We start from the raw sequence: 23,630 nt of genomic DNA, 5'->3' as shown, positions 1-23,630 counted from the left end.
TCGTTTCAATGAAGCTAACAGAATTCGACTTGGAGCAACGCCGGAGTCGCCGGATTCCCTCCCCGGGCAGGTGTATCTACTGCGGTGTCGTTGGAGCGTCGTTGACGGACGAGCACGTGATACCCTTCGCATTGGGCGCCAACAGCCTCGTCCTCGAGAAGTCTTGTTGCTCCGATTGCCAAAGGATCATCCAGAAATACGAGCAAGAGGTGCTTAAGAAGCAACTCGGAGTGTTCAGGGCGCAGGTGGATGCCCCAACCAGGAACAGAAAGGATCGACCTTCCGAGGTTCCGATGCATTTTGTCGAGGTCAACGAACAGGGTCAACCTATACGGAATCTCGGCAAGCGCAGACTCGCTTTGGCAAAGGCGCCCTTGATGATCAGCCTCTGGTCGTCGCCTCTCCCCAAGCTCCTGAATCCTAGCGGCACCGGGTCGGCGCCAATTGGCCAACCTTGGAACTACGTTGATCGGCAGGCTATGGCGAGCATGGTCAAGCAGGTTGCCGAAGAGACTGGAGCCAAGCACGTGGCAGTGAAGGTCGGTGAAGTCAATCGTCGGCACTACCTGCGGTCGCTGGCGAAAACGGCACACGCCTATGCCACCGCCGAAATGGGCTTGGATGCCTTCGACCCGCTGCTTGTAGACCTCATCCTCTGCAGACGCGATGACGTCGAGACCTTCGTAGGTGATCTTCCGCACGAAAGTCCGTTTGAAGCCGATGACTCCCATACGCTCCAAATAGCCATTGGCGAACCCCTCGATGGACCAGGGGCAGGTTATCTCGTCGCCCGGATCGTCCTATATCCAACGCTCGGAAGCCCAGCGCATGTAGTGATCTTGGGACGACCGCGGTAGAGACTGATACCCTTGCGGTCATTTGCGCGCCGCGACTACCCGCTCTATCATGGACACTGCAGCGACCCTTAGTGGACCGGTAGCCGTCGACGGCGCACCTTCGCGGGAACAAGCTCACGCCAGCTCTCAGGTTGGGGGCTGCAGAGCTAGGTGCTCGCTCAGAAAACGTCAATCCGCTCCTCATCGAGCCAGGTTTCGATCTTAATTTGAGCTGCCTTTGGATGTCTGCCGAAGGTGCGCCGGATATTGGAGAGGCTATTGAACACCGACCAGAGAAGCGAACGGCGGGTTTCGTAATATTCGGCGGAAAACCTGTCGGGGCTGAAGGTATGCGCTGGTCCTTGACGCTCCTTTCTTACTTTCCGCAGAGGGGCGATGACAGTGGCGCGAAACGCCTGCTTGTCGTCCCAGATGATCTCTGCAAGCAGCCATTCTTCGAGAAGGTTCAACGAACCTTTGCGTTGCACCTCAATCTTCCCGTCCTTGCGTACTGTCTCAGTTTCGAGAGGAACTTTCCCTTCGAAAAATTTGAGGTTGATACTGTCCGATAGGAGCTTGTCCAGCGCCATGATAAAGCGGTCATAATTCTCGCTTGTAGGACGCAAGAACGTCGTCAGCCCAATCGGGACGTCATCCACCGGAAGTTCGCGGAACAGCGCGGTGCCCCAGATCGCCTGCGACATCTCGTTGATGAGGTCCATTTCCTCAACGATTGCGTAGCGGATCGACCGGTTTTGCCAGAATTCGCCCAATACACTGGACTGAAAATACTGTCGGCACATGCGTACGCCGTCAGGAACTAGATAGCTCATCCAATATTGCTGGTGCTCTGGTGAGAGACTTGTGAGATAGCGGAGGTACACGATCAGATGCGGGACCAGCTCGTCGCGAAAGCCGAGGCCAAATGTTTGCAATGAGACTTTGTCGCGCTCGGGAAAAGTCGCGTCTTGGAACGCCTCGTCCCGGATCGAGAGCCTACCCATGTAGTCGTTGAAGTATACAAGGTAGCGAGGATCGTTGCTGTAGCGTTCGAGCGAAGCCATGTCGAACGCCCGAAATGCAAGTTGCGCTTCGCCCAGAACCAACGCCTTCGTGAACGGGCGATCATTCCATCGCGAGACGTCAAGTCGCTGTTCGATTTCGCGAGAGGACGGATAGAGCGTGAATCGGTTGGGCGGCTCCGTCTCAAGAAGCGGCAGCTGTTTATCGACTGGCGGTTCGGGAAACCGCTTGATGTGCATGTTGCTGTCTTGGCTTGAGAAGACGCAAGAAATGCGGCCGTCAGAAACCAATTTTGCAAGGTGTGAGCGAAGCCGATCCAGATTGGCATCGATGCTTAACAACGCCGCTGCGACAAGCCCGTTAAAGGATTCAGCTTCGGCGCTTTTGATATAGGAAGCGCAGATGATTTCGAGAATGGGATCGGAAGCCATCCCACAGAGTATGTCTACCGGCCAGGCAATGGCAACGGCGATCGATCGACGGTGCACCGCCAATACTTACGGAAGAAACGTGCTAAGCTGACATTTTGCGCCTTGTGCTTGAGCGTTCGCTCGGCAAATAACCCGGTCGACGCCACGAACGGGGCAAGGTGGCGCCATGTGGTTGCTGCTTGCCGCCTTGCTTTTCAAGTGACGCGTGTCCGCCGTAAGATTGCCGCAACTGCAGCGACCAATCAGTCGCGATCGAGGGGGAAGCGAATAGTGGAGACGGCATCGCAATGCGACAACATATTCGGCAATAAACTCTATCAGACGCGCGCCCGAAGCGCATTGCCGATCCTCGTGCGGCAGGCCGGGTCAGGCAAGCCGATCTATTATGAAGCGCTTGCCGCCGAGCTTGGGATGCCAAATCCCCGCAACCTTAACTATGTGCTCGGCAGCATCGGCACGACGCTCAACGAGCTGTCGCGCAAACCTGGTTGGGGCGAAATACCGCATATCCAGTCACTGGTGATAAACCAGCACCGCCGCCTCCCGGGGCAGGGGTTCGAAGGCTTTCTTGCCGAGAGGATGGGCGGGTATCGCAAGCTCTCCCTCGCGGAGAAGCGCGCCTATCTCGACGCCTATTGGCATGAGGTCTACGCCTACCCCTATTGGGCCGAAGTCCTTGATGCCTGCAAATTGGCTCCCGCCACGCCTGTGGCCCGCGGCATCATCGGCAGGGCAAAGATGGGGCGAGGCGGCGGCGGCGGTGAAGGCGAAGAGCACAGGCGTCTCAAGGATCGTGTTGCAAACAGCCCGAATTTGCTGGGGCTTCCCTCGACCGCACGTGCGATCAAGGAAGCGCCGTTGCCCTCAGGCGACAGGATTGATGTGCTCTTCGAAGTGGGCCGCCGATTGGTCGCTGTCGAGGTAAAGTCGAGCATCTCGAACGATGTCGATCTGACTCGCGGGCTGTTCCAATGCGTGAAGTACCACGCCGTCATGGAGGCGGAGCGCGGCGTCACGGGCGCTCGCCATTCGATAGATGTGCTGCTTGTCATCGGCCGGCGCTTGCCCGCCAGCCTGCGGGCACTGCAGAACAGCTTGGGGCTAGAAGTGGTTGAGATAACCGACCTTTGCTGAGTGGCCGTTAAAAGCGTTTAGGGACAAGGGACCGGTTGCGTGGCGAAAGACTGGTTTCGAGAAGCAGAGGGCAGGTCTGGAACGACCGAAAAATGTGGATCCGTGTCCGGAGGTAGCGTTTAGTTCAGCTAGGCCAAGGAGGACGATGTCGCTCTGGCGTGCTCCAGCGGAGGAGATACAACGTTAGGGTATCGAGTCTAGGGACCGCTACCGCCAATCCCCACACCTGCCGGAAATACGCTACAGGCTCCGATTATTCTCCCGGCTTCTGGCGGCATAAGCATGCTGTTAGTCTAAACGGGGTGGGGCTGCTTTCTGCCTATCTGGTTCTGGCCAAAAGCCAAGCAAGACACTGTTTGGCCGACGGCTCGCACGCGGCCAACGCGAATTGACCGTGTTCGCAGACACGCCGAAGCCTTCAGACTGGCGTCTGCTGATGTTGCGCCATTCGCCAGTGCCCATCTTCATCAATGTAGGTCGAGGTGCAGACTGCTTCATAGGTGTCGCCGTCTTCCTTCTGCGCGCGGGCATGATAGGCGAGGACAACTGTTGCCTGACCATAGGTCTTTTCGAACCTTGACGACATGCTGGCAGTCGACCAGCGAGGCGCCTGTCTTAAGCTCTCGACGACATCACCCCTCCGCATAATGCCCATTGGGCCAAAGACCATGACGCAATCCTTAGCCATGAGTTCTGCAAATGCCGCGACGCCGTCGGTCCATAAACGTTGTTCCATACTCCAAAGGTCGGTCATGTTTTGCTCCACAGTTCCGGGTTTTAGAAAATACGCAACACAGTGGTCATGGTTCCGCTCGTCTCACAGCAGCGGGGGTCCTCGCGACCGCCGAATGTTGACACACCCGTATCCACCTTATAATATACCGACGGTCGGTTTATTTAGAAAAAAATGCCAAAAACAGTTGATGAGACTAAGCATGCCGCCCGTCGGCAAATGTTTCTGGATTGTGCAGAGCACCTGCTGCAAACGGTGGGCTACGATCGATTGAGCATTCAGGACATCCTGAATGCGACAGGCGTGTCGAAAGGTGCCTTCTATCATTATTTCGACTCGAAGCAGGATTTGCTCGAAGCACTGGTCGACCAGACATCGCAGGCAATAGCCGAGAATCTTGCCCCGATCAGCGATGACGAGGACCTCGCGGCCGTCGAGAAGTTGCAGCGCTTCTTCGCCACACTTGCTGCATGGAAGTCTGCGCGTCGCGATCTGCTGGAAAACCTCCTGGGTGTCTGGTTAGCGGACGAGAATGCCCTGCTGCGGGAGAAACAGCGCCACGCCATTGCACGGCGGATCGCACCTCTGTTCGCAAGGATTATCGAACAAGGCGCCCGGGAAGGCGTATTCGCCTCGTCTTACCCCGAACAGGAAGGTTGGCTTGTCGTTTCGATCATCCAGGACCTCAACGCTGCGATGGCAAGCCTGATCGTTTCACGCGACCCGCAGGCGTCGGACCAGGCCAAGCGACTGTCGAGCGCCTGCCAAGAGGGGGTTGCTCGTATAATCGGCATCGACCCGCAGACTTTCGCCCTGGTCGAACCGCATTTGCTCTCGGCCTGGTTTGGCTCATCGAATGGAAAGGATTCGCAATGATCGAGCTCATCCTCAAAATCGTGCTCGCGTTGTTCTGTGTGCAAGGGCTCGTTAAGTTTGGAGCCGGGTTTTTGGTGCCATACGAGACAAGGATCGGGCGCATCGGCGCATACTACGAGAACGACGAGCGCGTCATCAGAATCTACGATAACGTCATTCTCGTCATCATCATCGCCATTGTCGCGCTACTCTTGGCGTCGGGGCTGGATTACCTCAATTTCACTGCCGGCTTGGTCGTCGGCATGTTGCTGATTCAGGTCTTCTTCCATCGCTTTGTCAGGGTGCTGCCCGAAGACCGGGCGCCGAAACCACCTGTCCCGCCGATCAAATTGATGTCCTTCGCCATTCAGGATGCGCCACAACTGGCCTGGAGGGAGATCCTCATTATATCTATCCTACTCATTTCGGCCCTCTGGATGCTGCTGACCCATATTTGACATCGAAGGACGCCGATAACCGTCGCCTTGCGGTCCTCGGGTCAGCAAGTGAGCGTTTCGAACGCAATCGGAGTCCCCTATGCGTCCTACTAAATCAACGTTCGCATTCAAGCGACGGTGGGTCCGCACTCAACGGTCGACTTGAGAGTGCTGGCTTCCCAACAGCTGTGCCCCTGCCGAGATAATCAGCTCTTGACTTGCCCGACGTGCAAGCACTTTCCCTGGAACTGGAGAGATTTTCTGAGAATGCTGCGAGGGCGGTCGTTTAAGCGTTTACCTGGATCGATAACCAGCTCAGTAGTCTCGCGGTGGTTTTGGAAGCTGAAAACGAGCACGGCTGGCAATTGCGGCATTTGAAACGCCGCGTTCTCTGGCTACCTCCTGAGTCTGCTTCTCCCAAACCAGCGCATATATGTCCTCGCGCGAGAGTTTTTTTGACGGCGTTTTGGGGTTTTCCACCCAATGGCAAGCAGACATGCATCGTCTTGCTATCGTCTCTAATGCCTCGTTATGAGTGGTTTTCGACATTGGTGATTGATTCTCAATCCCGAAGAGGCAATGCTCTTTCGACAGATTTACGATGTATGATCAATTTTCGACGATCATGAGAGAAAGCCGACATGAAACTGGACATCGGGAAACCCGCCCACTTTCAGGACGAGGCCGTTCCAGAGGGCACGCGGCTCGCAGGGTGGGCCGCTCTCGTTCATGCGCTCGACGTGCAGGTGCCCGTGAGAAAACCCGCCTGCATCTCCGAACGGCACGTGCGCGGCAATCGCCGGGAGGAGGGCATCTGGGAGATCTATGACAAACGGTATCAACCGGACGACACCCTGGATGGACATTTCGGCTTTGCCCTGCGCCATGAGCCGATCGATCTTCTGGTGCTCAAACGCATCCTTGAAGCGGTGCCAGAACAGGACCTCATAGAGTTTATCCAGCGGATACCGACCGGCGCGGTCACGCGCCGCGTGTGGTTCTTTTACGAAACCCTCAGCGGCAAGCAGCTCAATATAGACGACGCCCCCACAGTCACCGCCGTCGACGCCCTCGATCCCGAAGCCTATTTCACCGGTCCAGCATCACTGTCCCCGCGCCATCGTGTGCGCAACAATCTGCTTGGCACGGCCGCGTTCTGTCCGATCATCAGGCGCACGGAAAAACTGGAAGCATTTCTGGCCCTCGATCTTTCCAGGAAGGCGCAGGAAACGATCGGGCGAACGGGCGCTCATGTCGTTTCCCGGGCTGCAAGCTTTCTCCTCCTCGCCGACAGCCGCGCAAGCTTCGAAATCGAGGGGGAGCGCGCGCCTGCCAACCGGCTTGAGCGCTGGGGACGCGCCGTGTTGGAGGCCGGCAAACGCCCGCTCAACCAAACCGAGATCTACCGCCTGCACCGCATCCTGATCGGCGACGACCGGTTCACCGAGATCGGATACCGCAGCGAAGGCGTGTTTCTGGGCGAGCGGGATCATAACCACGATCCACTGCCCGAGTTCATCGGCGCCCGCCCTCAGGATGTTCCCGACATCATGACCGGCCTCAATGAATGCAACAACAGGCTGCGGACCTCAGACGTCGATCCGGTCCTACAGGCCGCCGCGATCGCATTCGGGTTTGTCTATGTGCATCCGCTGGCCGACGGCAATGGGCGTCTGCACCGCTGCCTCATCCACCACGTGCTCGCCGAGCGCAAATACACCCCGCCCGGCATGGTGATTCCTGTCTCGGCCGTCATGCTGGATCGGATCGACGACTATGCCACGACCCTGAAGCGGCATTCCGGTCCCCTGATGGAGTTCATCGACTGGCGCGCGCTGCCCAATCACAATGTCGAGGTCACCAACGACACGGCGGACCTCTATCGCTATTTCGACTGCACCGAGGAGGCCGAGTTCCTCTATAGCTGCGTGCAACGAACCGTCGAGATCGATCTACCGCGCGAGATCGACTACCTTAAGTGCCGCGACCAGGCGCTGACGGCCATCATGAACTTGGTTGAAATGCCCGACCGCATGGCGCAGGACCTCATCATTCATATCCGCCAGAACGGCGGATCGCTTAGCAAGCGTCGCCGCACCGGCGAGTTTGAGAAGCTGCGCGACGATGAGGTTCAGCAGATCGAGGCAATCGTCGCGAATGCCTTCCAAGATTTTGACAACAGATACAGCACAGAACCGTGAGCTTCAGCCAGTACGTTGTTCTTCGGATCGAGCAGATAGAGATCGACCACGACGTGGTATGGCGGACGGGTGCATCGGTGAAAGCGCGCCGGGTGAAGATGAGAACTACGTCTACGCTATACCTCTCTAAATTCGGAGGTCGCAATCGTACTGGAAATCGCTGAAATCGCACCGACTTCTAGTCTTCTCCCCCACCCAAATGTGCATTGACACACAATTGCAGTCGTTTCGTTCCCGTCGAGATGAGCGTCACGCCCCGGTGACTGGCGCCGCCGCCCGCGATTGCATCTTTCAGTCGGGTCGCAGCTTTGAGGCACCTCGGATCGACAAGAAATGAGTCCTTGGTCTGAGCTGCCGATCAGGATGCGACTGTGGCCGACGCATCGCGCTACTACTGCAATCGGAGGGAACTCACACTTAGGGAGAGAGTACGACCCGGAACTTTGCCTGAGTGGTTTTGAGCAGATAGAGTTCGGTCGTTGCCAACAGCCGCAAAGCGTCATCGGTAATGGAGGCAACCGAGCCTCCTGGCTGGACAAGTATCATCTCGAAATCGAGTTTCGCGCGACGCGACTTTTCCTTGAAGTAGGAGAGGTCTTTGATGTTGCCCTTCAGGAAGCGGTCGTGGCCGTCGCGGACCCAGGTTTCCTGCCGCCGCTTCAGGTCGTGATAGAGTGTCGGAAGGCCGGCATGCTTTGCTACAATGCTCTTCTGCGCTTGGCCGCAGACAATGTAAAAGTTCCGGATATCCTGCGATACCCGCGCTTCATGGGCGCCCTTGCAGTGGACGAGGCATAATCGTATTGTGTTGTCGTCTACGTCTTTCAGGCACACGAGGTCAGCAGCCTCGCCGTGGCCGTCATCGTTGAAGATGACGTCGAACTCGCTCTTGAGCTGCTCAAACGTCCGGAACTGGATTGTTTTCTGGTCGCCGGTCTTGTGCATCGACTCCTTGTTCAACTCAATGCCATCCCAATTCCACGCCTCTAGCTTTTCGCGCTGGTAGAGCCCGGCATCCAGCTTCACCGGAATATGATAGCAGTTGTAGGAGTAAGTTCCGTCCGCATAGCGAACGATGAAGGGATCCTTTTGGAGGTACTCCTCCAAGGGTACGGGGGGCAGTGTGCCGTGCCGGAACTTGATAGCAGGTCCGGAGACGTGGTCGTGGTGGTATCCGCCCGGAATCTCCTCGTTGATGACTAAGGCATATTCGGACGTCGCGCCCTCGGTCTCGATGCGGAAGACTATTTCGCCGTGCGATCCCACATCGCCGAGATTCAGATCGACGGCGAAGACGGGAACTTCTGACGAACCGAAGATGACGAATTGCCGATCGTTGAAACGCATTTGCGCCTGCTCACCCCACTGGGCAGATATCGGTGATGCAGAGTACGGCTTCGCCAACTCCTCCGGGCGAAGGAAGTCGCGGACGATGTTGCTCTCGCTCTCAACTTCGGACGAGACCTTCGACCACGTCGCAGCGGTCCACTCGATCCAGTCTGATATCGTGCCGGATTTTTGCTGCCAGACCTTCCCGCGGCGCTGGGTTCCTCCCCAGAGGACGCGTTCTCCGTCCTCGTATCCAAGGCAGGCAAGATTGTTGAGCGAAGACTCCGCCTTTTCGATGCTGGCGAGCCCCTCCGTAACATTTGGCCCAAAATACGAGGTGAAACTGATCGCGCCGATGCGCGAAGAGCCAAGACTTTTCACCAGTGGCAGTTCGACATTGTTCAGAATGTTAAAGATGGGCGCGCCCGATACCAGCGTGGTGTCCTCGTTCGTGACCGCCTTGGCGAGCTTTTCGGACCGTAACGCGTCGTAGTTGCTCGCAAAGAGGCAAAGCCCTCCGGCAGCCTTGTCCCACTTGAGGATCAGGAGGTCGTAGATAGTGTCGTACACATTCTGGTAATTGCCCCAGGTCACGTCGCTAGAACGGCACACCACGGCGACGAGAACGCTGTCCTGTTCACTGAGTGCGTGCCAGCTCTCTGAGTCTTTCTGAAGCACCGACTGGAAAGCCAAGGGGCTCCAGTTATCGCATTTCGTACGGAAGAGCTGCGCTGAAAGTGCCGGTCGGAGGTTCCAAAGCGAAAGGTTCGCATGGAGATCGCCAGACTCTTTAAGCGCAAGCACCACGTCCTGCAGCCGCAGTTCCTGCGCAATTCTTTCCTCGCTCAAGCGCTTGATGAGAAGATCCCAGTCGGCTCCTTCTGCGTACAGGTCGGCAAGCTTCGCCTCGGCATCGGGGTCGGCAATGTTAGCAACGACCGAAGCTTCGCCGATTTTGTCGGCGGGGCCTTTGCGGGTAAAGCGGCCGATGAACTGAAGTGTCACGGCCAGCGACTTATGTGTGTCGTGAAGGGCCGCGACCTTGAGTTGAGGGAGGTCGAATCCTTCACCCAGCATGTCGACACAGATGACGATCCGGGCTCCTTCGGCCCCTCGATCGAAGAGCTGGGTCATAGCCTCGCGATTGATCAGGGTGCGTCCGGGACCAGAGTAGACGACCACCGGTTTGAGGTGTGGCGCGAGGCGCTGGTAGATGCGGCCCACCGCTTCGGCCCGGTCCTTTGACGACGTCCGCGCCATCAGCAGGTGATCGAGCTTCAGGTCGTCCCGGTCATGTCGGAGCGTCGCAATAGCTTCCTTGGCAATCGCAACATCGCGAGCTTCCTCGTCCCCGTATTCTTCGATCGTCTTAAGGTTTATAGGGCGGTAGTAGCCCGCTGCCTGGGCATCACCGAGCTTGTAATTGAAGATGATCTTGCCATCGACCCGCTTGCCATCGCGCCGGAACGGCGTTGCGGTGAATTGAAGAATACGTTTTGCAGCGAAGTGCTCCCGAACGCCCTGCCAGGTTCTGGCAGTGATGTGGTGCGCCTCATCTACAATGAGATCGGAGCATGCCTCTGCGAGACGGCGGACGACTTCGGCATCCGAGGCCTCGAGTACGTTCGGAAGGGCAACGATTACGTTGGCATTCCGGATGATCATCTCCAGTTCGTCCGTTGACCTGATGCCGGTCGTGATGATCGCGACGCGGGGCTTCGCGAGGTCGTGGGTGATGACCTGGGCCTCTGGCAGGACGCCGAGGCTGATGAATTTGCCGGCAATCTGGCTTCGCAGTGCATCGCTGGGAACGAGGACGAGTGTGAGTCCAAGTCGTCTATAGACGAGCGTTGCCAGCATAGTTTCTGTTTTGCCGGTGCCGGTCGGAAGGACGACGGTCGCTGGTTCAAAGGTTGAGCCGACTGCAAAGTGAGCGGAGATCGCGTGCAGCGCGCCGATCTGCGGTGTACGCAGGCCTGGAAGGTTGTGCTCCTCGTCCTCGGTCCGAAAATCGAACCTGTTGATCCATGATTGCAGGACCTTTTCCGGCGTGTCGGTGTAGGTCGCCAATTCGCCTTGAGAATCCCATTGGATTTCAAAGGCCTCAGGAAGGTTGTCTGGGTCGTCTACCTCTGGCGCCACGACCACGGGCAGCGGCGCGGATATTCGGCGCGCCCCCTTTCGACGAAGGAGAATCTCGCGGTACGGAGGACTGAGTTCGGTGGTGATGAGATCGTGCCCCTTGACCTGTGAGGAAGAGATCCGGGCTTTGGTGGAAGCGCCGCCAAAGACACGCTGAACAATACGGTTTCCGCCGACTTTCAGGCCGCGATCCGGCAGTGCTGGGAAATCAAGGGTGCCGCGCCAAGCAGCGAACAGACTCATGTCGCAATATTCTCCGAGAGGACCCAAGAATGCGGTCGCCGGGTCGCTAACGCCCCGCCCCTAGTTCCGCGCTTATATTGCGCGAGGGCGAAGGGGTACCTTTAGCTTACTTCACCCGCGCGGCCCCGAATCGAAATGCGATTGCCATCGTCTCGAAGTTGCATAGCACAGATATGGGCCGTCCTGCCCACGATGCACAAACCCAGCAAAGCGGACATCACGACCCTCCCAGTGCGCATGGCATTGACTCATATAGAAATGTGAACTCAACTTCGACACCGAGTCGAGGGGGAGAACGCTGCTGGGGCTGGTCGTCGCGCGGAACTCCAGGAAAGTTGAGAGCGCGAATGCACGGGCCTAAGATACTTGCTCGAACGTTGTCCTCCACGAGCCGGCGCGACCGCTATGGCAATATCTGGCAATACCATTCTCGCAGCGACCATCACTCGAAAGTTGCCTGTTGGGGCGTGATTTTCGACTTGCTGGCGACGACGCCCTTGCTGCGGCGGCATGTCGAAGCAGGTGTTATCTGTTTCGGCATCAATCATGAGATGCGCGACTTCGTGCATGATCGTAAGAAGAATCTCGATCTGGTCCTCTGCACACCGAGCGGAGCTGCGACCGACAATACGCTTGAGGGGATCGCAGCTAGCTACGAAATTGAATTGTCCGAGGCGGAGCGCACGATCTTAGATGGTCTTCCGCGACTAGTTCGAGCTCCTGTGGGTTCGGTAATTATGGCGCTTGAGGCCAAAGCGTGCATGACAGCACATCAGCGGGCATTGCCTCGGCTCTACGACGAGCTAAACTCCTCGCATCTCACGGTACATGGAGCGAGTGAGCAAGCCATCGCCGTAGGGTTCACAATGGTAAACATCAGCGAGCGCTATCTCAGTCCCGACCTGAACAAGAAGAACCGCGCGACCGACCCGGAATGGAGCTCCCACAAGCAGCCGAGGGACGCCCAACTCGCCATAGATAAGATAAAGCAATTGCCGCGCCGCTCGAAGGTCGGGGATGTTGGTTATGACGCGCTTTCGATCGTAGTGGTAGACATGCCGAACGACGGGATGCCGGTCGAATTGGTCGAGAACCCACCGGCTCCGCGGCAAGGTGAAATCTACCACTACGACACGATGATCGCGCGCCTATCAGGAATCTACGCAACCCGTTTCAAGGATCTTGCCTAGTTTGGAGTGGACTCGATCCTTCTCACATCCCCAGATGATCGCTACGCGATAACCTTCTCTCCTAAGATTGATGATCGCTTGAGCATCCCTGCGCCGATTATCGCGAAACTTCGCCGTCCAGAAGTCTGTGTTAGTTTTGGGGATTGTTGCCTTCCGGCAGCCGGTGTGGTGGTGCCAGAAGCAACCGTTGACAAATATGGCCCAACCACGAGTGCGGTTGGCGAAGTCGGGGCTGCCTGGAAGCTGCCTGACGTTCTTGCGATAGTGAAGACCCAATTCGCGTAAGACGATGCCGACCATCGTCTCGATTTTCGTTCCCTTCTGCTTCACATGAGCCATGCGCGCGGACGTGGCGGGGTCTGGCTGCGGCACCTTCATTCCGCGGCGATCGCAACAGCCATGCCATTTGCGCCCTCAGGCATCTCCATGCGTTCGAGATGGTCCCGGAGGCGATCCTGGAATCCATCAGCGAACCGGAGCGTAGCCCGCTCGGTTCGGGAGAGGAACCCCCGCGTCGCGCGCGCCGACAATGGCTTGCCGCGATGCTTGAGGAAATCCGTTAGGGCTGGTCTTGCGTCCCAGCGCGGATAGCCATTGATGGAGACCGCGTACCGTCGATTGCCATCAAACCGAGCGGCCTTTGGCCAACGGCCGTTAGCAGGCAAATCACCGTCTCGACCCGCGTCATAGGCTCCCGGCTCGATGAGCCGGCCGCCCAACCACTCGGCGACGGGGACCGTGACCGCGTTGCCAACGAGTGACCAGCGAAGCGACGCCCGCCCGACCGTCTCCGCCGGCGAAGTCCAATCTTGGGGAAAGCCCTGAAATCGCTCTGCGTCGCGGATATCGGGCGTGATGACTTCGCTCGAAGGTAGGAGGATCGCCGGTGGCGATGCAATGCCAACGGTCGAGCCATTCTTGAGCGTGGGTATTGCATCAGGCGCCCAGCCAAGACCACGTACGCCCTCCGTCCAGTAGAAGCCATGCGCGCGCGCATCCAGATCGGTCGGCGCCAGCCGGGGCTCCACCTCGTCGGCCAGGACGATCGAAGCAGGGTCGATATCTGTCGTCGTGGCGACAAAGAGGACGCGTTCGCGCCGTTGCGGCAGGAACGAAAGGCTGTTCACGACGCGATAAGCCCAACGATAGCCACGCTCCTCGAATGCGTCGATCAGGATGCGCATGGCGCGTCCTTTGTCCAACTGAAGCATGAAGGAGACGTTCTCAAGCACGACCCACGGGACGCGCCGTTCGTCGAGCAGCCGAAAAACCTCGCCGACCAATCCTGACCGCGCCCCCTCAATGCCGGCCGTCAGCCCAGCCTGGCTAAGATCCTGGCACGGAAAGCCGCCGACGAGCAGCTCGACTTCCTGGGGAAGTGCCCTCAGATCGCAGACATCACGTTCACAGGGCACCCCGGGCATCCTGGCCGCGAGCACCGCACGCGCGGGCTCCCAGATTTCACAGAGCAAGGTCGTCTCGTGACCAGCCGCTGCGAGACCCCGCTCAAGCCCTCCGATGCCTGCAAACAATCCTGCAACCTTCAAACTTCTTCTCCATTTCATCCGCCGAATCGATGGTAGCGGGAAATTCTCCTTGCGAAAAGTTCCGATTTTGTTCCGGCCCCTCACTCCAACCTCGATGCGAAGAAGGTGCCGTTCGGGCCATTCTCGACGAGAAATGGCGCTTCCACAGCGTGAAGCTGGTCGGCGATCGGAGCCAACGGGTCAAACGCGACCACGCCGGAAGTTCCCCACGATCCCACGCCCTGGTCGAAAAAAATAGTCCCTGAGCCTTTGGACGTACGGAAATCGAGGCGACGGCGATGAGGAACGTCTTGATGAAGAGCAAGCTTTGCGGTGGGGGTGACACGACCGAGGAGATGCTGGAACACGATGTTGCGATCAGCGACGTCCGGCCAGTCGTCCTTTAAAGTCTTGCCGATGCGGGGACGGCGATTGTCACGACGTTGTATCAGCGTGTCGACAAAAAGCGCAGTGTTCGTGTCGGAGAATCCCGCCAAGAGTTCGGTAACGAGCCGCGCGACCAATGGGCTGAACAGGTATCGATCGGAATAGCGCAGCTCGATGCAGGGCACGGAAAGGACGGTTGCTAGCGTCTCGTTGCGGCCGACCATGAGTGCCTTTAGTCGCTGGCCGAAACCACTCACGGGGCCATCGAGTTCGGCATCCAGTTCAAAGATCGTTTCCCGCACGCGCTCGACGAGAAGCGATCGCGAATCGATCGGTTTCGCTGGATCGCGCGTTCGTTCCAACGTCCCGTACACCACGGGAGCATCCGACGTGCTCGCCCAGCTGGAGCCAATCCGATATGCGTTGCGGTCAAGCGACCGCCAGCCAATGGCTCGGTCGACAGCCGTCACAACCGCCAGCATTTCGGCGTCTACGTTTGGTAGAACACAGAGCGATGCCCGAGCCCGTTCGATCCAAAGAGCAATACGCCGCCGAGTGACAGCGTCGGCCCGCTCCAAAGCTGCTTCGTCAACTTCGACGGTAACGCTACGATCGCGAGCTCCCCAACGTTCAACGACGGGCGCCATCGGCCACGCGTCAAAATCCCACTCCGTCGGATCGCCATGCAGTACGACGCAAAGTTCGGCCGCTGGATCGGTTGCCATTCGCTCGTTCAGCGCATCGGCAAGCGCCGCGGACTCGTAAAGGGTCGCGGGTCCGAACAACCGATGTTCCGCGGGAAGTGCTATGCGCGAGAGCGTCTCGGTCAAGAGGGCGAACGCAGCAGCCCGGTCAGTTGCTTCGACAATGTGCTGTGCATCAGGGGCGAGGACGCAGCGGGGGCAAATGCGCTCGGCATCCGGATCGCCGCATCTGCCCGCAAGAGTGCAATCGATAAAGGTTCGTGCATCGCGAAGGAGGCCAACCGGATCGCGCGCGATCGTGGCGGAGAATCCGGCACCACCACTTGCCCGATCGAAAATGACGGCGCTCCAATTGTCGCGTCCCTGTACGTTGGGCGCCGGGGGCGCCGCGAACCCCATTTCGTCGGCATCAACGCCAAGACGCTTCGCCACCGCTTCGCGTAAGGCGAGTGCAATCGTTAACGCGACGTCTCGCGAGCGGCAGTCGTAGAGCTGGATCTCGCACAGGTCGGTCCGAATCTCATGGCCAAGCATCAGGTTGCGAGTGACGGCATAAGGCGCAAATTCGGGCGCCCCACTGCACGTGAGACCGTCGATGGCAGTCGGAGCGCCACGCAGCGGCTTATGGCCGGAAAGTCCAGGACCGCCCGAAACATCGATCTCGGCTTCTGCCCGGCCGCAATGTAGGCAAAGTGCGTAACCATGGCCGTGCTCACCGCGGTTGAACCAGAAGACCGTGCCATCCGGGCTCGCACGTACCCGCCCGACCATCGGATCCGGCAATGATCGCCAAGGCGTCTCGCGTGCCGAAACCCAAGGATCGACCACTTTGCCGCCACCCACGTCTGATGGGTCGTCGTGTATCTTGAAACGGACGTCGACGGAGAAGCCCCCAGGGCTCAGATAGCGCAGAGGGACTAGGTTGCTCGAGCCACATTCGGCGCAAGGTGTCTGTTCGATTGCCGAAGGTTTCGACGACAGGGCGCCGCAGGTTTTGCAGGACCACATCGTCCTCAGACTTTGGATCTCACGCAGACCCGCTTCGGACACGGGCCGTTGCCAATTGAGCGTAACACCGGCCGACTCACGCACGACACCATCAACGACGATCCCACGGCCGGGTGCATATTCGTAGATACCGATCTCGCGAGAGCGCGAGGGATAGCCTCGACCGAAACTGCGCTCCTGGGGCTCACCGCTTTGTTCGTCCGCCCGAGCCTTCGCCGCTTTCTCGCTTGCGGTCTCCGTAACGAATTGCACGACGTCGGTGGGAAACCCGTACGAAGGTAAAAACCCTCGGCCCGCCAGTTCCCCTAGTAGGTATCCGCGTTCGAGGCGACGGCGCTGGAGCTCACGAGCCTTGTTGATCGCGGCAAGTTCCACGTCACCGCTGGGATTCTCAGCGACGGTGGACGCGAGCGCCTCCCATTCCGCCCGAAGTTCCGTCGTGATCCGATCCATGCGAGTACGAAGAACCTCGATGAGGTCCCAACCTGGCGTGACGGGCGTTCCCGCGAGCAGAGTTGTCAATCGGGCCATCAGTGTCGCGTCCGATGGAACCATGTCGAGCCATGCCAAGAATGCAGCGGCGGGGGAGCCTCCCATTTGTGGAGGTGCCTCGACGCCCAGCGCGAAGAACGTGCCGTTGGTAAGTTTGTGCAGTTCGGTCCCCAGGCCTGACAGGAAGCGAGCAAGGAGGAGTGCCGCGGCGTGGCGTCTCGCGATAGTCGGGCTTTCGAGACTGACTCTCGGCGTTCTGACCTGGCGCTCAAGATAGTCGAGCGGGTTTGCGAGGGTCATCCGATCGAGAGGACGATCCCTGCACAGCGTCAGGCCTACGGCTATCGGTTGGCGTTGGCGACCTGCTCGACCGACACGCTGACGGTAATTGGCAATCTCCGGCGGTGCGTTGGTGTTGAGCACCGCTTCGATACTTCCGATATCGACACCCATTTCCATCGTGGTCGAGCAGCCGAGGACGTTGATCTTGCCCTCCTTGAATTCTCGCTCGTAGCGCCTGAGTGTCGTGCTGGCCTGCTGGGCCGAATGCTCGGCCGCTCGGAGCCACTGCGAGAACTTTGCCGCCCGATCTTGTTGGTCGCCCCATCGGCCCATCGCGCGAAGATCAAGGATCGTGGGATCAGTCGCCAGCCAATCATCCATCGTGGCTTCGTCGACAGCATGTCCGTCTGGGTCGCGGCGCCAGGGAAACGGCAGACGTGGAAGCGTGATCGGTACGGCCATGGGGTGGATGCCGTCCACGTCGTAAGGGCTCCTACCCCTCAGCGTCGTGTCGAGAACGCGTCGGGTCGTGGGGCACCAGAATGCCTTCTCGATCTTCCCTACAACGAGATTATCGAACTTGAGGCGGAATCCATTGTCGGTCTGCACCATGAAGCGTTGCAGAGCTCGCCAGGCATCGGTCAGGACGTCGCCAACCTTGTCCTTGTCGACCCGGTTGTCCGGGTCGAGCTGTAATGCCTGGAACAACAGCCGAACGACGCGAGTCAGACGGATTCCATAGGGATTCGGCCAGAGGCGTACATAGCGACTTGATTGTTCACCCGGCGCCCACGGCTTGACTTCGATATGGCTCTGGCGACGGTCGATCCAATTCAACCACCACCGAGGGAAATCGAGTGCGACGTTGGTGCGCAGGAAATGGGTAACGAGCAGGCGTAGCAAATCACGCCAATCGTCGTCCGATAATCCCACAGCGCGCGCCGACGTGGGGACGTTCACCGCCGTACCGTCGATTCTTGGGAGCTCGAAGCGGAAAAGACCGAGAGTTTCTGCGGAGTTGGCCCGAACCGGTCGCCGCATCACCTCTCGGAAGAGAAGGAACTCCGCAAGAGTTTCGGTATCCTCAAAACGATCGTCGCGATTGCTCGTCGTCCAAAGGGCCCTCAGGAAATGATCGACGGTCGAGTGCCCAGCCAAACGTCGGACGAGATCGCGCCACGGTCTCGCGACACCGCGGACCATACCCGTTCGCTCCCGCTCAAGCTCGTCCGCCATCCCCATGAGCATGGGATCGTCAGGATGCTTTCGTAGACCCGCGATCTTGGCATCGATCGCCGCCAACGCCTCGGCGTCGACGCCTGTCTGCTCCTGGACAAAATGATAGATGAAGCCGCGGATGAAGGTGCGTTCCGACGCGATCTGGACATTGGCGGCATGCCTTGCCGTGCCTTGGCGGGCATCGGTGAAGGTGATGAGCCGGCGCCCCTCGAAGGGGAGGGGATCTCTGGAGACGGGTTCAGGCGACAGGTCAGCGAGGAACCCGGGGGTGATCTGTGCCATGAGGAACGGCGCGCCAGCCACCACCGGCCGCATGGCGCCGCGCTTCGGATCGACGCGACTGGGGGCCTTCGTACAGTGCGGACACTCGGAGATGTCCCGGCTGGCCGCGAATGCGATCTGTGGCTTGGCCTCGCCCTCGATGATGCCTGTCCTGAGATCGATACTCAGATGGGGGGAGCCGGCCCTTGGCGGCAGCGTCAGATATCGGCGTGACACGATAGTGGGGGCGGCGGCCGTGGTAGCTCCCTCTTCCCCTTCATCTTCATCGGCATCACTCGGATTTTCCCGTTCGAGCGTCTGTTCGAACTCGTCCTCGTCATTGCCGTCGCTCCACGCGGCGATCCGTGAGCCATCGTCAAACTCCTCGGCTCGAAGGGCACCGTCGCCGCAAAGAGTACAGCAGACCCATTCAAGAACAATCGACCCGCAGTGGGGGCAGTTCTCCCGAGCTTCGGAGAAAATCGACCCATATGCCCAATCGGAGCCCTCTTGGCGCGACGGGCTCTCGGTACAGTCGGGATTGATGCAGGTCCACAAACCCGCAACCGTCCTGTGAAATAGATGGATACGTGTGGGAAGGATGGAATCATTCCCGCTGGCAGCCATGGCGGGATCGGCTAAGGGATCCTTTGCTCGTGCCGCTTCGACGAGGAGTTGCGTTGCGTTGGTCGTACTACCGCCGAGCTTAGAGACAACCTCCGACCAACCGCGCCATGAAAAGATCTTGCCTGAGCGGAGCTCTTCACGCGTGGCGCGCAAGCGAGTTGATTGGGCTAACAAACGACCACTTTCCAATGGGTCGAGGTCAGTGAGCACGCTCGGCTGCAGCAGGCGATCGTCAAAGTGCGCTGGCTCGGGCGGTAGTGGCGCACGGCGCCCTTCAACCACGTGTATCGCGTCGGCCGGTGCACCCGACAGGTCTTGCAGAAAACGGCGAAGATCTGTCCTTGCGTTCGCTCCACCAATCGTTGCCGAAGTCGCTACATAGCGGATCTGATCGGGTGTTCGGCCGAATGCGAGCGCAACCCGACGCAGGAGTAGCGATATCTCGGCAGCCTGTGCGCCCATGTAAGAATGGGCCTCGTCGAGTACGATGAAATCGAGCTTTCCTTGCGATGCCGCCAAGATCGACGCGTCGTTTTGGCGGATAAGCATGTACTCGAGCATCGTGGCATTGGTGACGAGGACGGGCGGCGGAGACGCACGTAAGGCTGCCCTATCGCCAACGCGCCAGGGCTTCTCCGCACGCGCGGCGGCACGCACTGTCTCGGGCGTCTCACCATTGTAGAGACAGTACCGAAGTGTCCCCTCAAACGGCTCGAACCACCGGTGAAGACGCTCTTCTTGGCTACTGATCAGCGCATTGAGCGGATAGAGCATGAGCGCGCGCACGCCCTCAAGTGGTCGCCTGCCACCATCCGATTGTCTCACCAAGCGATCGAGGATTGGAACGAGGAAGCACTCGGTCTTTCCGGAGCCGGTGCCACTAGAAACGATGACGGAAGAAGGATGTTCGTTCGTCAGGTGTCCCCAAGCTTCTGCCTGATGCACATAGGGCGGAAACGATACGGATCTGAGCACCTCGATGGTTCGGTGGTCGAGCAACCCTGGCTCAAGTGCGCCCCAGCCGCCTTCCAGTGGCAGCCAAGGAAACGCGCCTTCCAGGAAGGGTTCCGCTATCAGTGATCCGGCAGCACCTGCGGGCGATCCCCAAGTATTTCGCAAATGGTTGAAGAGGGTACGTGACTTAGGGCGCAACATACCAAGGATGGCGTCGGCAGCCTGCTCTGGCAAACGCATCATCATGCGGTCGAAATCTATCATCCTGGTCTACCTCCAATCGTCGCATTGCTGCGAAGGACACCATCAATGCCTATCGGCAAGACCGCTTCGAAATATTCGGGGTCGTAAAGCCAGGCGTCGCGGCAACGGCGTCTTTCGCCCTGATCGAGGGTCATGCGTCCGCTCGCATGATCGGCGACGGCAAAGGGTACGGCGATGACGTCCGCGAAGCTCTCATCATAAGGTGCCCAATACGATTGCTGCGCCGCTCTGTTTTCAAGCCTGAGCAAGCTCCGTGGCGGTGGATCGTTCTCATCGTGACGACCGATCAAGCGGTCGATCTCGCGCCGTACTCCATCGCCCTCGCCAACCTGCAAGAAATGGACGGCGGCGCCATCGATCGACTTGTTCTCGCGTGTCATTTCGCCAGCGATGCGCATCAGAAAGACTGCTTTTGCATGGCCCGCCAACTCCGGCCGCAGACCTACGATATCGCCGAGAGCCGTGAGGATACTGCGGTAGACGATGCCGGTGTCGATGCCGAGCTGGGACAAGCGTGCGCTGGCATGATCGATCCGAGCCGAGAAGGCGCTCAGCCAGTCGGCTATGGTTGTTGCGGACCACAGGAACGGCAAGTCGCGCTGCAGGTCGAGCAGTGCCGCGCGCTCATCAAGCGATTCGCATGACGCGAGTAACAGCGTAGCAAAACCGGGCCAATGGTCGAGCGCCTTCAGCGCGTCGATCGATGAGACAGGTAACCCCTCTCGCCGAGAAAGGATTAGAAGGTCGATAATCTTACGGCGGTCTCCCGGCACGATCTGATCCGATTGAGAATATGCCTCAAGGAGCGCCGCCGCACGTTCCGTGGGCGTATCTATACCGATGGCCCGCTCGAGTAAGGTCTCTTCTTCCGCAGATGCTTTCACCACCGCAGGCACGATCCTGGGTCGAATCTTCGCGCCGTGCCGTCGTCGACCGTAGATTAGCCAAGGGCCCGGTGGAAGCTTGCTGCTCAATTCGTCACGGATCACGGTTAGGCTTGCGGGAGCCACAACTGGCACCGAACCGGCGGCCGGATGCGCGAGCGCAATCCCCTGGAGATCCAGCCCATGGGTTGTTGCGAGCACGGAAAATGCGTTGGACGGGGGAACGTCGAAAGGATCGATGTCCTCGGCGTACCAGCGCACGTCAGCGATGTGTTCAGTGCCACCTATCGTGCAAAGGCTGACGCGGGCGTCAAGGCTCTCGGAGCTGCCGAGGAGGTGCGTGATCGCATCGGTAAAGGCAGAGAGAGGAACCTCCCCGACGATGGACCGTGTAATCGTCAAGCGCGGCGTATCGTTCGCGCGCAGTTCCATGCACAGAAATACCTCACGCGTTGCGAGGATGCGCAACCCCTTCAAGCCATCAACCGAGAAGCTTGAGCGCGGCGGGATGAGGGTGTCGTTGCTATCGATAAGGCGCAGGTCGTAGCTGGGATCTGTATAGGTCAACGCGAGTTCGGCATCCCAGCGCGCCCTGAGGGTGATTATTGCCGTTCCCGTCGGAGAGCCGAGCCGAACGATCGCCACATCGCCATCAAACCCCACCTCTAAATCGGTCGCGCCGCGAGCAGCGAGCCGCCGCGTTCCCAGCCCTGCGATCCGAAGCTCCCTTCTACTTCGATCCGCTACAACGTTGAAGGAAGACGGCACGATCGAGGTCCCAATCACGAATCGAAGCTCGTCGTTCTCGATCACGGCAAGATCCACGTCGCCCCATGGGATACCATCTTCGAATAGCCGCCACGTTCCCCTTCCGCGGGGGCGCCAGTAAAGCGCGCGGCGATTAGGTGCAGCGAGGTGGCCGTCTCGTTCGATCCACAGCTGTGGTACGCCGCAGAACACGGTCTCGCGCACATTGCGGACGAGACCGCCTACGAGAACGGGGCGCGCATCGAGGTCGCGCTCCGCCGACGTCCTCCACGACCAGCGTGCGCCGCCCAAGGTGAATGTTGCAGAACCGCTGAAGCTGACCACACGACGATGCGAATCAATGCAGCGTCCAAGGTCAGTGAATCCAGCCGAGAACGAAACCGCATGAAAATGCTCATCGTGGACGGCTAGTGCGAGCATGGGACGGCTCGTTCGGACGGGTGATGCCCCTAGGACGCGCAGCCTGGTCGGGGATTCGTTTTCGTCGATCTGCTCGATCTGGAGCGCTATGACGGGCTCGTGTAGCGGCTCCCCTCCAGTGGGGATAAACTCGCCGACCGTGGTATTGCCCGACTGCACGAGCAGGCGCGCCTCTTCTTCCAAAGCAAGTGGTGCATCGAATTTGGCTACGAACGCGCGCAGTTCATGTACCGGCGCCTCGTCATTCTCGAACGTCTCGATGGCAGCAACTGCGATCAACTCCTCGCAAAAAGGAGGACGCGGAAATATCCTGAGTCGACGGCCCTCCCGGACAATCTGGGCGATTGACGACGGCAAACGCCGAAGGTCGATTCGCCCAGAAAGTCCGAGCGACGCCCGTGCCCGCCATTCATCGCCGACGCGAACGAGATGTCGGCCTACGTCGAGGGCCGCATCGCCATCGTCTCGAAGGCGGACGACCTGGTCGACCATCGACCGAATGTCCTCATATTCGACATCGAAGGGGAGTTCGGCCCGCCAACCAGGTCTGTTCTGATCGAGATAATCGACCGGATCCCCGCGCGCATCTGGTGGTGGCAGCGAAGCGCGCAACGCGACGATGTTCTCACAGAATTCGATTGCCGGGCCGAACAGCGCCTGGGCCAAACGGTCAGAGACACGCCAAGCCTCGGCGGTGACGGCGTCTCGAATAGAGAAACCCCTCTCGGCGCACAGCACCGAATACTTCAGCCAAGACGCGATTCGCGGATCCTCACGAACAGCTGCAACCGGAAAGCCGGCTTCACGTACGATGGCGAGGAGCCGCTCGCCCCCCGACGGCTCGGGCCGGCGCCACACACGCAGGCCGAGGCTAACCATGCTTTCTACATCACGATATTGGATTGTGGCATAGGGTCCGTAGTCGAAGCCGATGGCTCGTAGTGGGCGAATCCAATCCCAATGCCCGCCGCTCCGCTCACGTCTGAACCATTCCGCCACGTGAAAAACGACAAGGGCTGCCCCATCACGGTTGTGGATGGCAACAGGTCCATATCGCCGGAGGATCGCGCTGATCCGGTCGAAGTCGGCGCGCGCGAATTTGTAAGCATAAAGCGGACGACCGTCGGGATCCACTAATCCCCGCGGCTTCAGCAGAGACTCTAATCCGCCCTTGAGCTGCGTGTGTTCCCCCAAACCCGCCCCCCTAGTACTAATCCGCTCCATTACCCTCAGCCCATACGTTGACGATAACACGAAGAT

At 59.1% G+C, this 23,630-nt stretch carries 13 protein-coding genes; 6 read left to right on the top strand and 7 right to left on the bottom strand.

The features are described from left to right. Positions 1–101 precede the first annotated feature (101 nt). The gene (locus tag AB843_RS22070) at positions 102–857 is read left to right on the top strand and encodes a hypothetical protein (RefSeq protein WP_157384580.1); all 756 of its coding nucleotides are present in this window, start codon (positions 102–104) and stop codon (positions 855–857) included. A gap of 158 nt (positions 858–1,015) precedes the next feature. Here the strand turns inward: AB843_RS22070 and AB843_RS22065 are convergent, their stop codons facing one another. After that, a complete protein-coding gene (locus AB843_RS22065; protein WP_048649070.1) occupies positions 1,016–2,290 on the bottom strand; it encodes a hypothetical protein in 1,275 nt (424 codons plus the stop codon). Positions 2,291–2,560: 270 nt separating this feature from the next. On the opposite strand from AB843_RS22065, the gene AB843_RS22060 reads away from it, so the two are divergent. Then, complete coding sequence (locus AB843_RS22060; protein WP_048649069.1) at positions 2,561–3,424, top strand: hypothetical protein; 864 nt, start codon at positions 2,561–2,563, stop codon at positions 3,422–3,424. Positions 3,425–3,842: 418 nt separating this feature from the next. On the opposite strand, the gene AB843_RS22055 is transcribed toward AB843_RS22060, so the two are convergent. Next, positions 3,843–4,178, bottom strand: coding sequence for a nuclear transport factor 2 family protein (locus AB843_RS22055; protein WP_048649068.1), 336 nt, complete (start codon positions 4,176–4,178; stop codon positions 3,843–3,845). Between the two features lie 153 nt (positions 4,179–4,331). Between AB843_RS22055 and AB843_RS22050 the strand changes: the two genes are divergently transcribed. From AB843_RS22050 to AB843_RS22040, 3 genes are all read left to right on the top strand, one after another. Further along, on the top strand, positions 4,332–5,033 hold the full coding sequence (locus AB843_RS22050; protein ID WP_082143952.1) for a TetR/AcrR family transcriptional regulator: 702 nt from the start codon (positions 4,332–4,334) through the stop codon (positions 5,031–5,033). After that, positions 5,030–5,470 carry a hypothetical protein gene (locus AB843_RS22045; protein ID WP_048649066.1) on the top strand — a complete coding sequence of 147 codons (441 nt, stop codon included), beginning with the start codon at positions 5,030–5,032 and terminating at the stop codon, positions 5,468–5,470. Before AB843_RS22050 ends, AB843_RS22045 begins: the two co-directional genes overlap by 4 nt. Before the next feature lie 620 nt (positions 5,471–6,090). Further along, positions 6,091–7,650, top strand: coding sequence for a Fic family protein (locus AB843_RS22040; protein WP_048649065.1), 1,560 nt, complete (start codon positions 6,091–6,093; stop codon positions 7,648–7,650). 417 nt (positions 7,651–8,067) lie between these two features. Here AB843_RS22040 and AB843_RS22035 read toward each other — a convergent pair whose 3' ends face one another. Beyond that, positions 8,068–11,364, bottom strand: coding sequence for a DEAD/DEAH box helicase (locus AB843_RS22035; protein ID WP_048649064.1), 3,297 nt, complete (start codon positions 11,362–11,364; stop codon positions 8,068–8,070). A 347-nt stretch (positions 11,365–11,711) separates the two neighbouring features. On the opposite strand from AB843_RS22035, the gene AB843_RS22030 reads away from it, so the two are divergent. Continuing rightward, positions 11,712–12,554: a hypothetical protein gene (locus AB843_RS22030; RefSeq protein ID WP_048649063.1), complete on the top strand. Its 843-nt coding sequence runs from the start codon at positions 11,712–11,714 to the stop codon at positions 12,552–12,554. Here the strand turns inward: AB843_RS22030 and AB843_RS25185 are convergent. From AB843_RS25185 to AB843_RS22015, 4 genes are all read right to left on the bottom strand, one after another. After that, positions 12,516–12,932, bottom strand: coding sequence for a very short patch repair endonuclease (locus AB843_RS25185; protein WP_082143951.1), 417 nt, complete (start codon positions 12,930–12,932; stop codon positions 12,516–12,518). The two genes, AB843_RS22030 and AB843_RS25185, sit on opposite strands and share 39 nt — an antisense overlap. Further along, on the bottom strand, positions 12,929–14,101 hold the full coding sequence (locus AB843_RS22025; RefSeq protein ID WP_048649105.1) for a DNA cytosine methyltransferase: 1,173 nt from the start codon (positions 14,099–14,101) through the stop codon (positions 12,929–12,931). Before AB843_RS22025 ends, AB843_RS25185 begins: the two co-directional genes overlap by 4 nt. Positions 14,102–14,181: 80 nt before the next feature. Then, on the bottom strand, positions 14,182–20,298 hold the full coding sequence (locus AB843_RS22020) for a DEAD/DEAH box helicase (RefSeq protein WP_048649062.1): 6,117 nt from the start codon (positions 20,296–20,298) through the stop codon (positions 14,182–14,184). Further along, positions 20,295–23,564, bottom strand: a complete 3,270-nt coding sequence (locus tag AB843_RS22015; RefSeq protein WP_157384579.1) for an STY4851/ECs_5259 family protein — start codon at positions 23,562–23,564, stop codon at positions 20,295–20,297. The genes AB843_RS22020 and AB843_RS22015 overlap by 4 nt, the downstream gene beginning before the upstream one ends. Between the last annotated feature and the right edge of the window lie 66 nt (positions 23,565–23,630).

Origin of the sequence: Nitratireductor soli (assembly GCF_001050155.1) — a bacterium.
In the GTDB taxonomy this organism is placed as follows: domain Bacteria; phylum Pseudomonadota; class Alphaproteobacteria; order Rhizobiales; family Rhizobiaceae; genus Nitratireductor; species Nitratireductor soli.
The sequence above is the reverse complement of the archived record's forward strand: the minus strand, read 5'-3'. Positions and strand labels throughout refer to the sequence as shown.

Coding starts and splice junctions, on each gene's coding strand:
- AB843_RS22065 (WP_048649070.1), bottom strand. CDS start 2,290: ATGGCTTCCGATCCCATTCTCGAAATCATCTGCGCTTCCTATATCAAA.
- AB843_RS22055 (WP_048649068.1), bottom strand. CDS start 4,178: ATGACCGACCTTTGGAGTATGGAACAACGTTTATGGACCGACGGCGTC.
- AB843_RS22050 (WP_082143952.1), top strand. CDS start 4,332: ATGCCAAAAACAGTTGATGAGACTAAGCATGCCGCCCGTCGGCAAATG.
- AB843_RS22045 (WP_048649066.1), top strand. CDS start 5,030: ATGATCGAGCTCATCCTCAAAATCGTGCTCGCGTTGTTCTGTGTGCAA.
- AB843_RS22040 (WP_048649065.1), top strand. CDS start 6,091: ATGAAACTGGACATCGGGAAACCCGCCCACTTTCAGGACGAGGCCGTT.
- AB843_RS22035 (WP_048649064.1), bottom strand. CDS start 11,364: ATGAGTCTGTTCGCTGCTTGGCGCGGCACCCTTGATTTCCCAGCACTG.
- AB843_RS22030 (WP_048649063.1), top strand. CDS start 11,712: ATGCACGGGCCTAAGATACTTGCTCGAACGTTGTCCTCCACGAGCCGG.
- AB843_RS25185 (WP_082143951.1), bottom strand. CDS start 12,932: ATGAAGGTGCCGCAGCCAGACCCCGCCACGTCCGCGCGCATGGCTCAT.
- AB843_RS22020 (WP_048649062.1), bottom strand. CDS start 20,298: ATGATAGATTTCGACCGCATGATGATGCGTTTGCCAGAGCAGGCTGCC.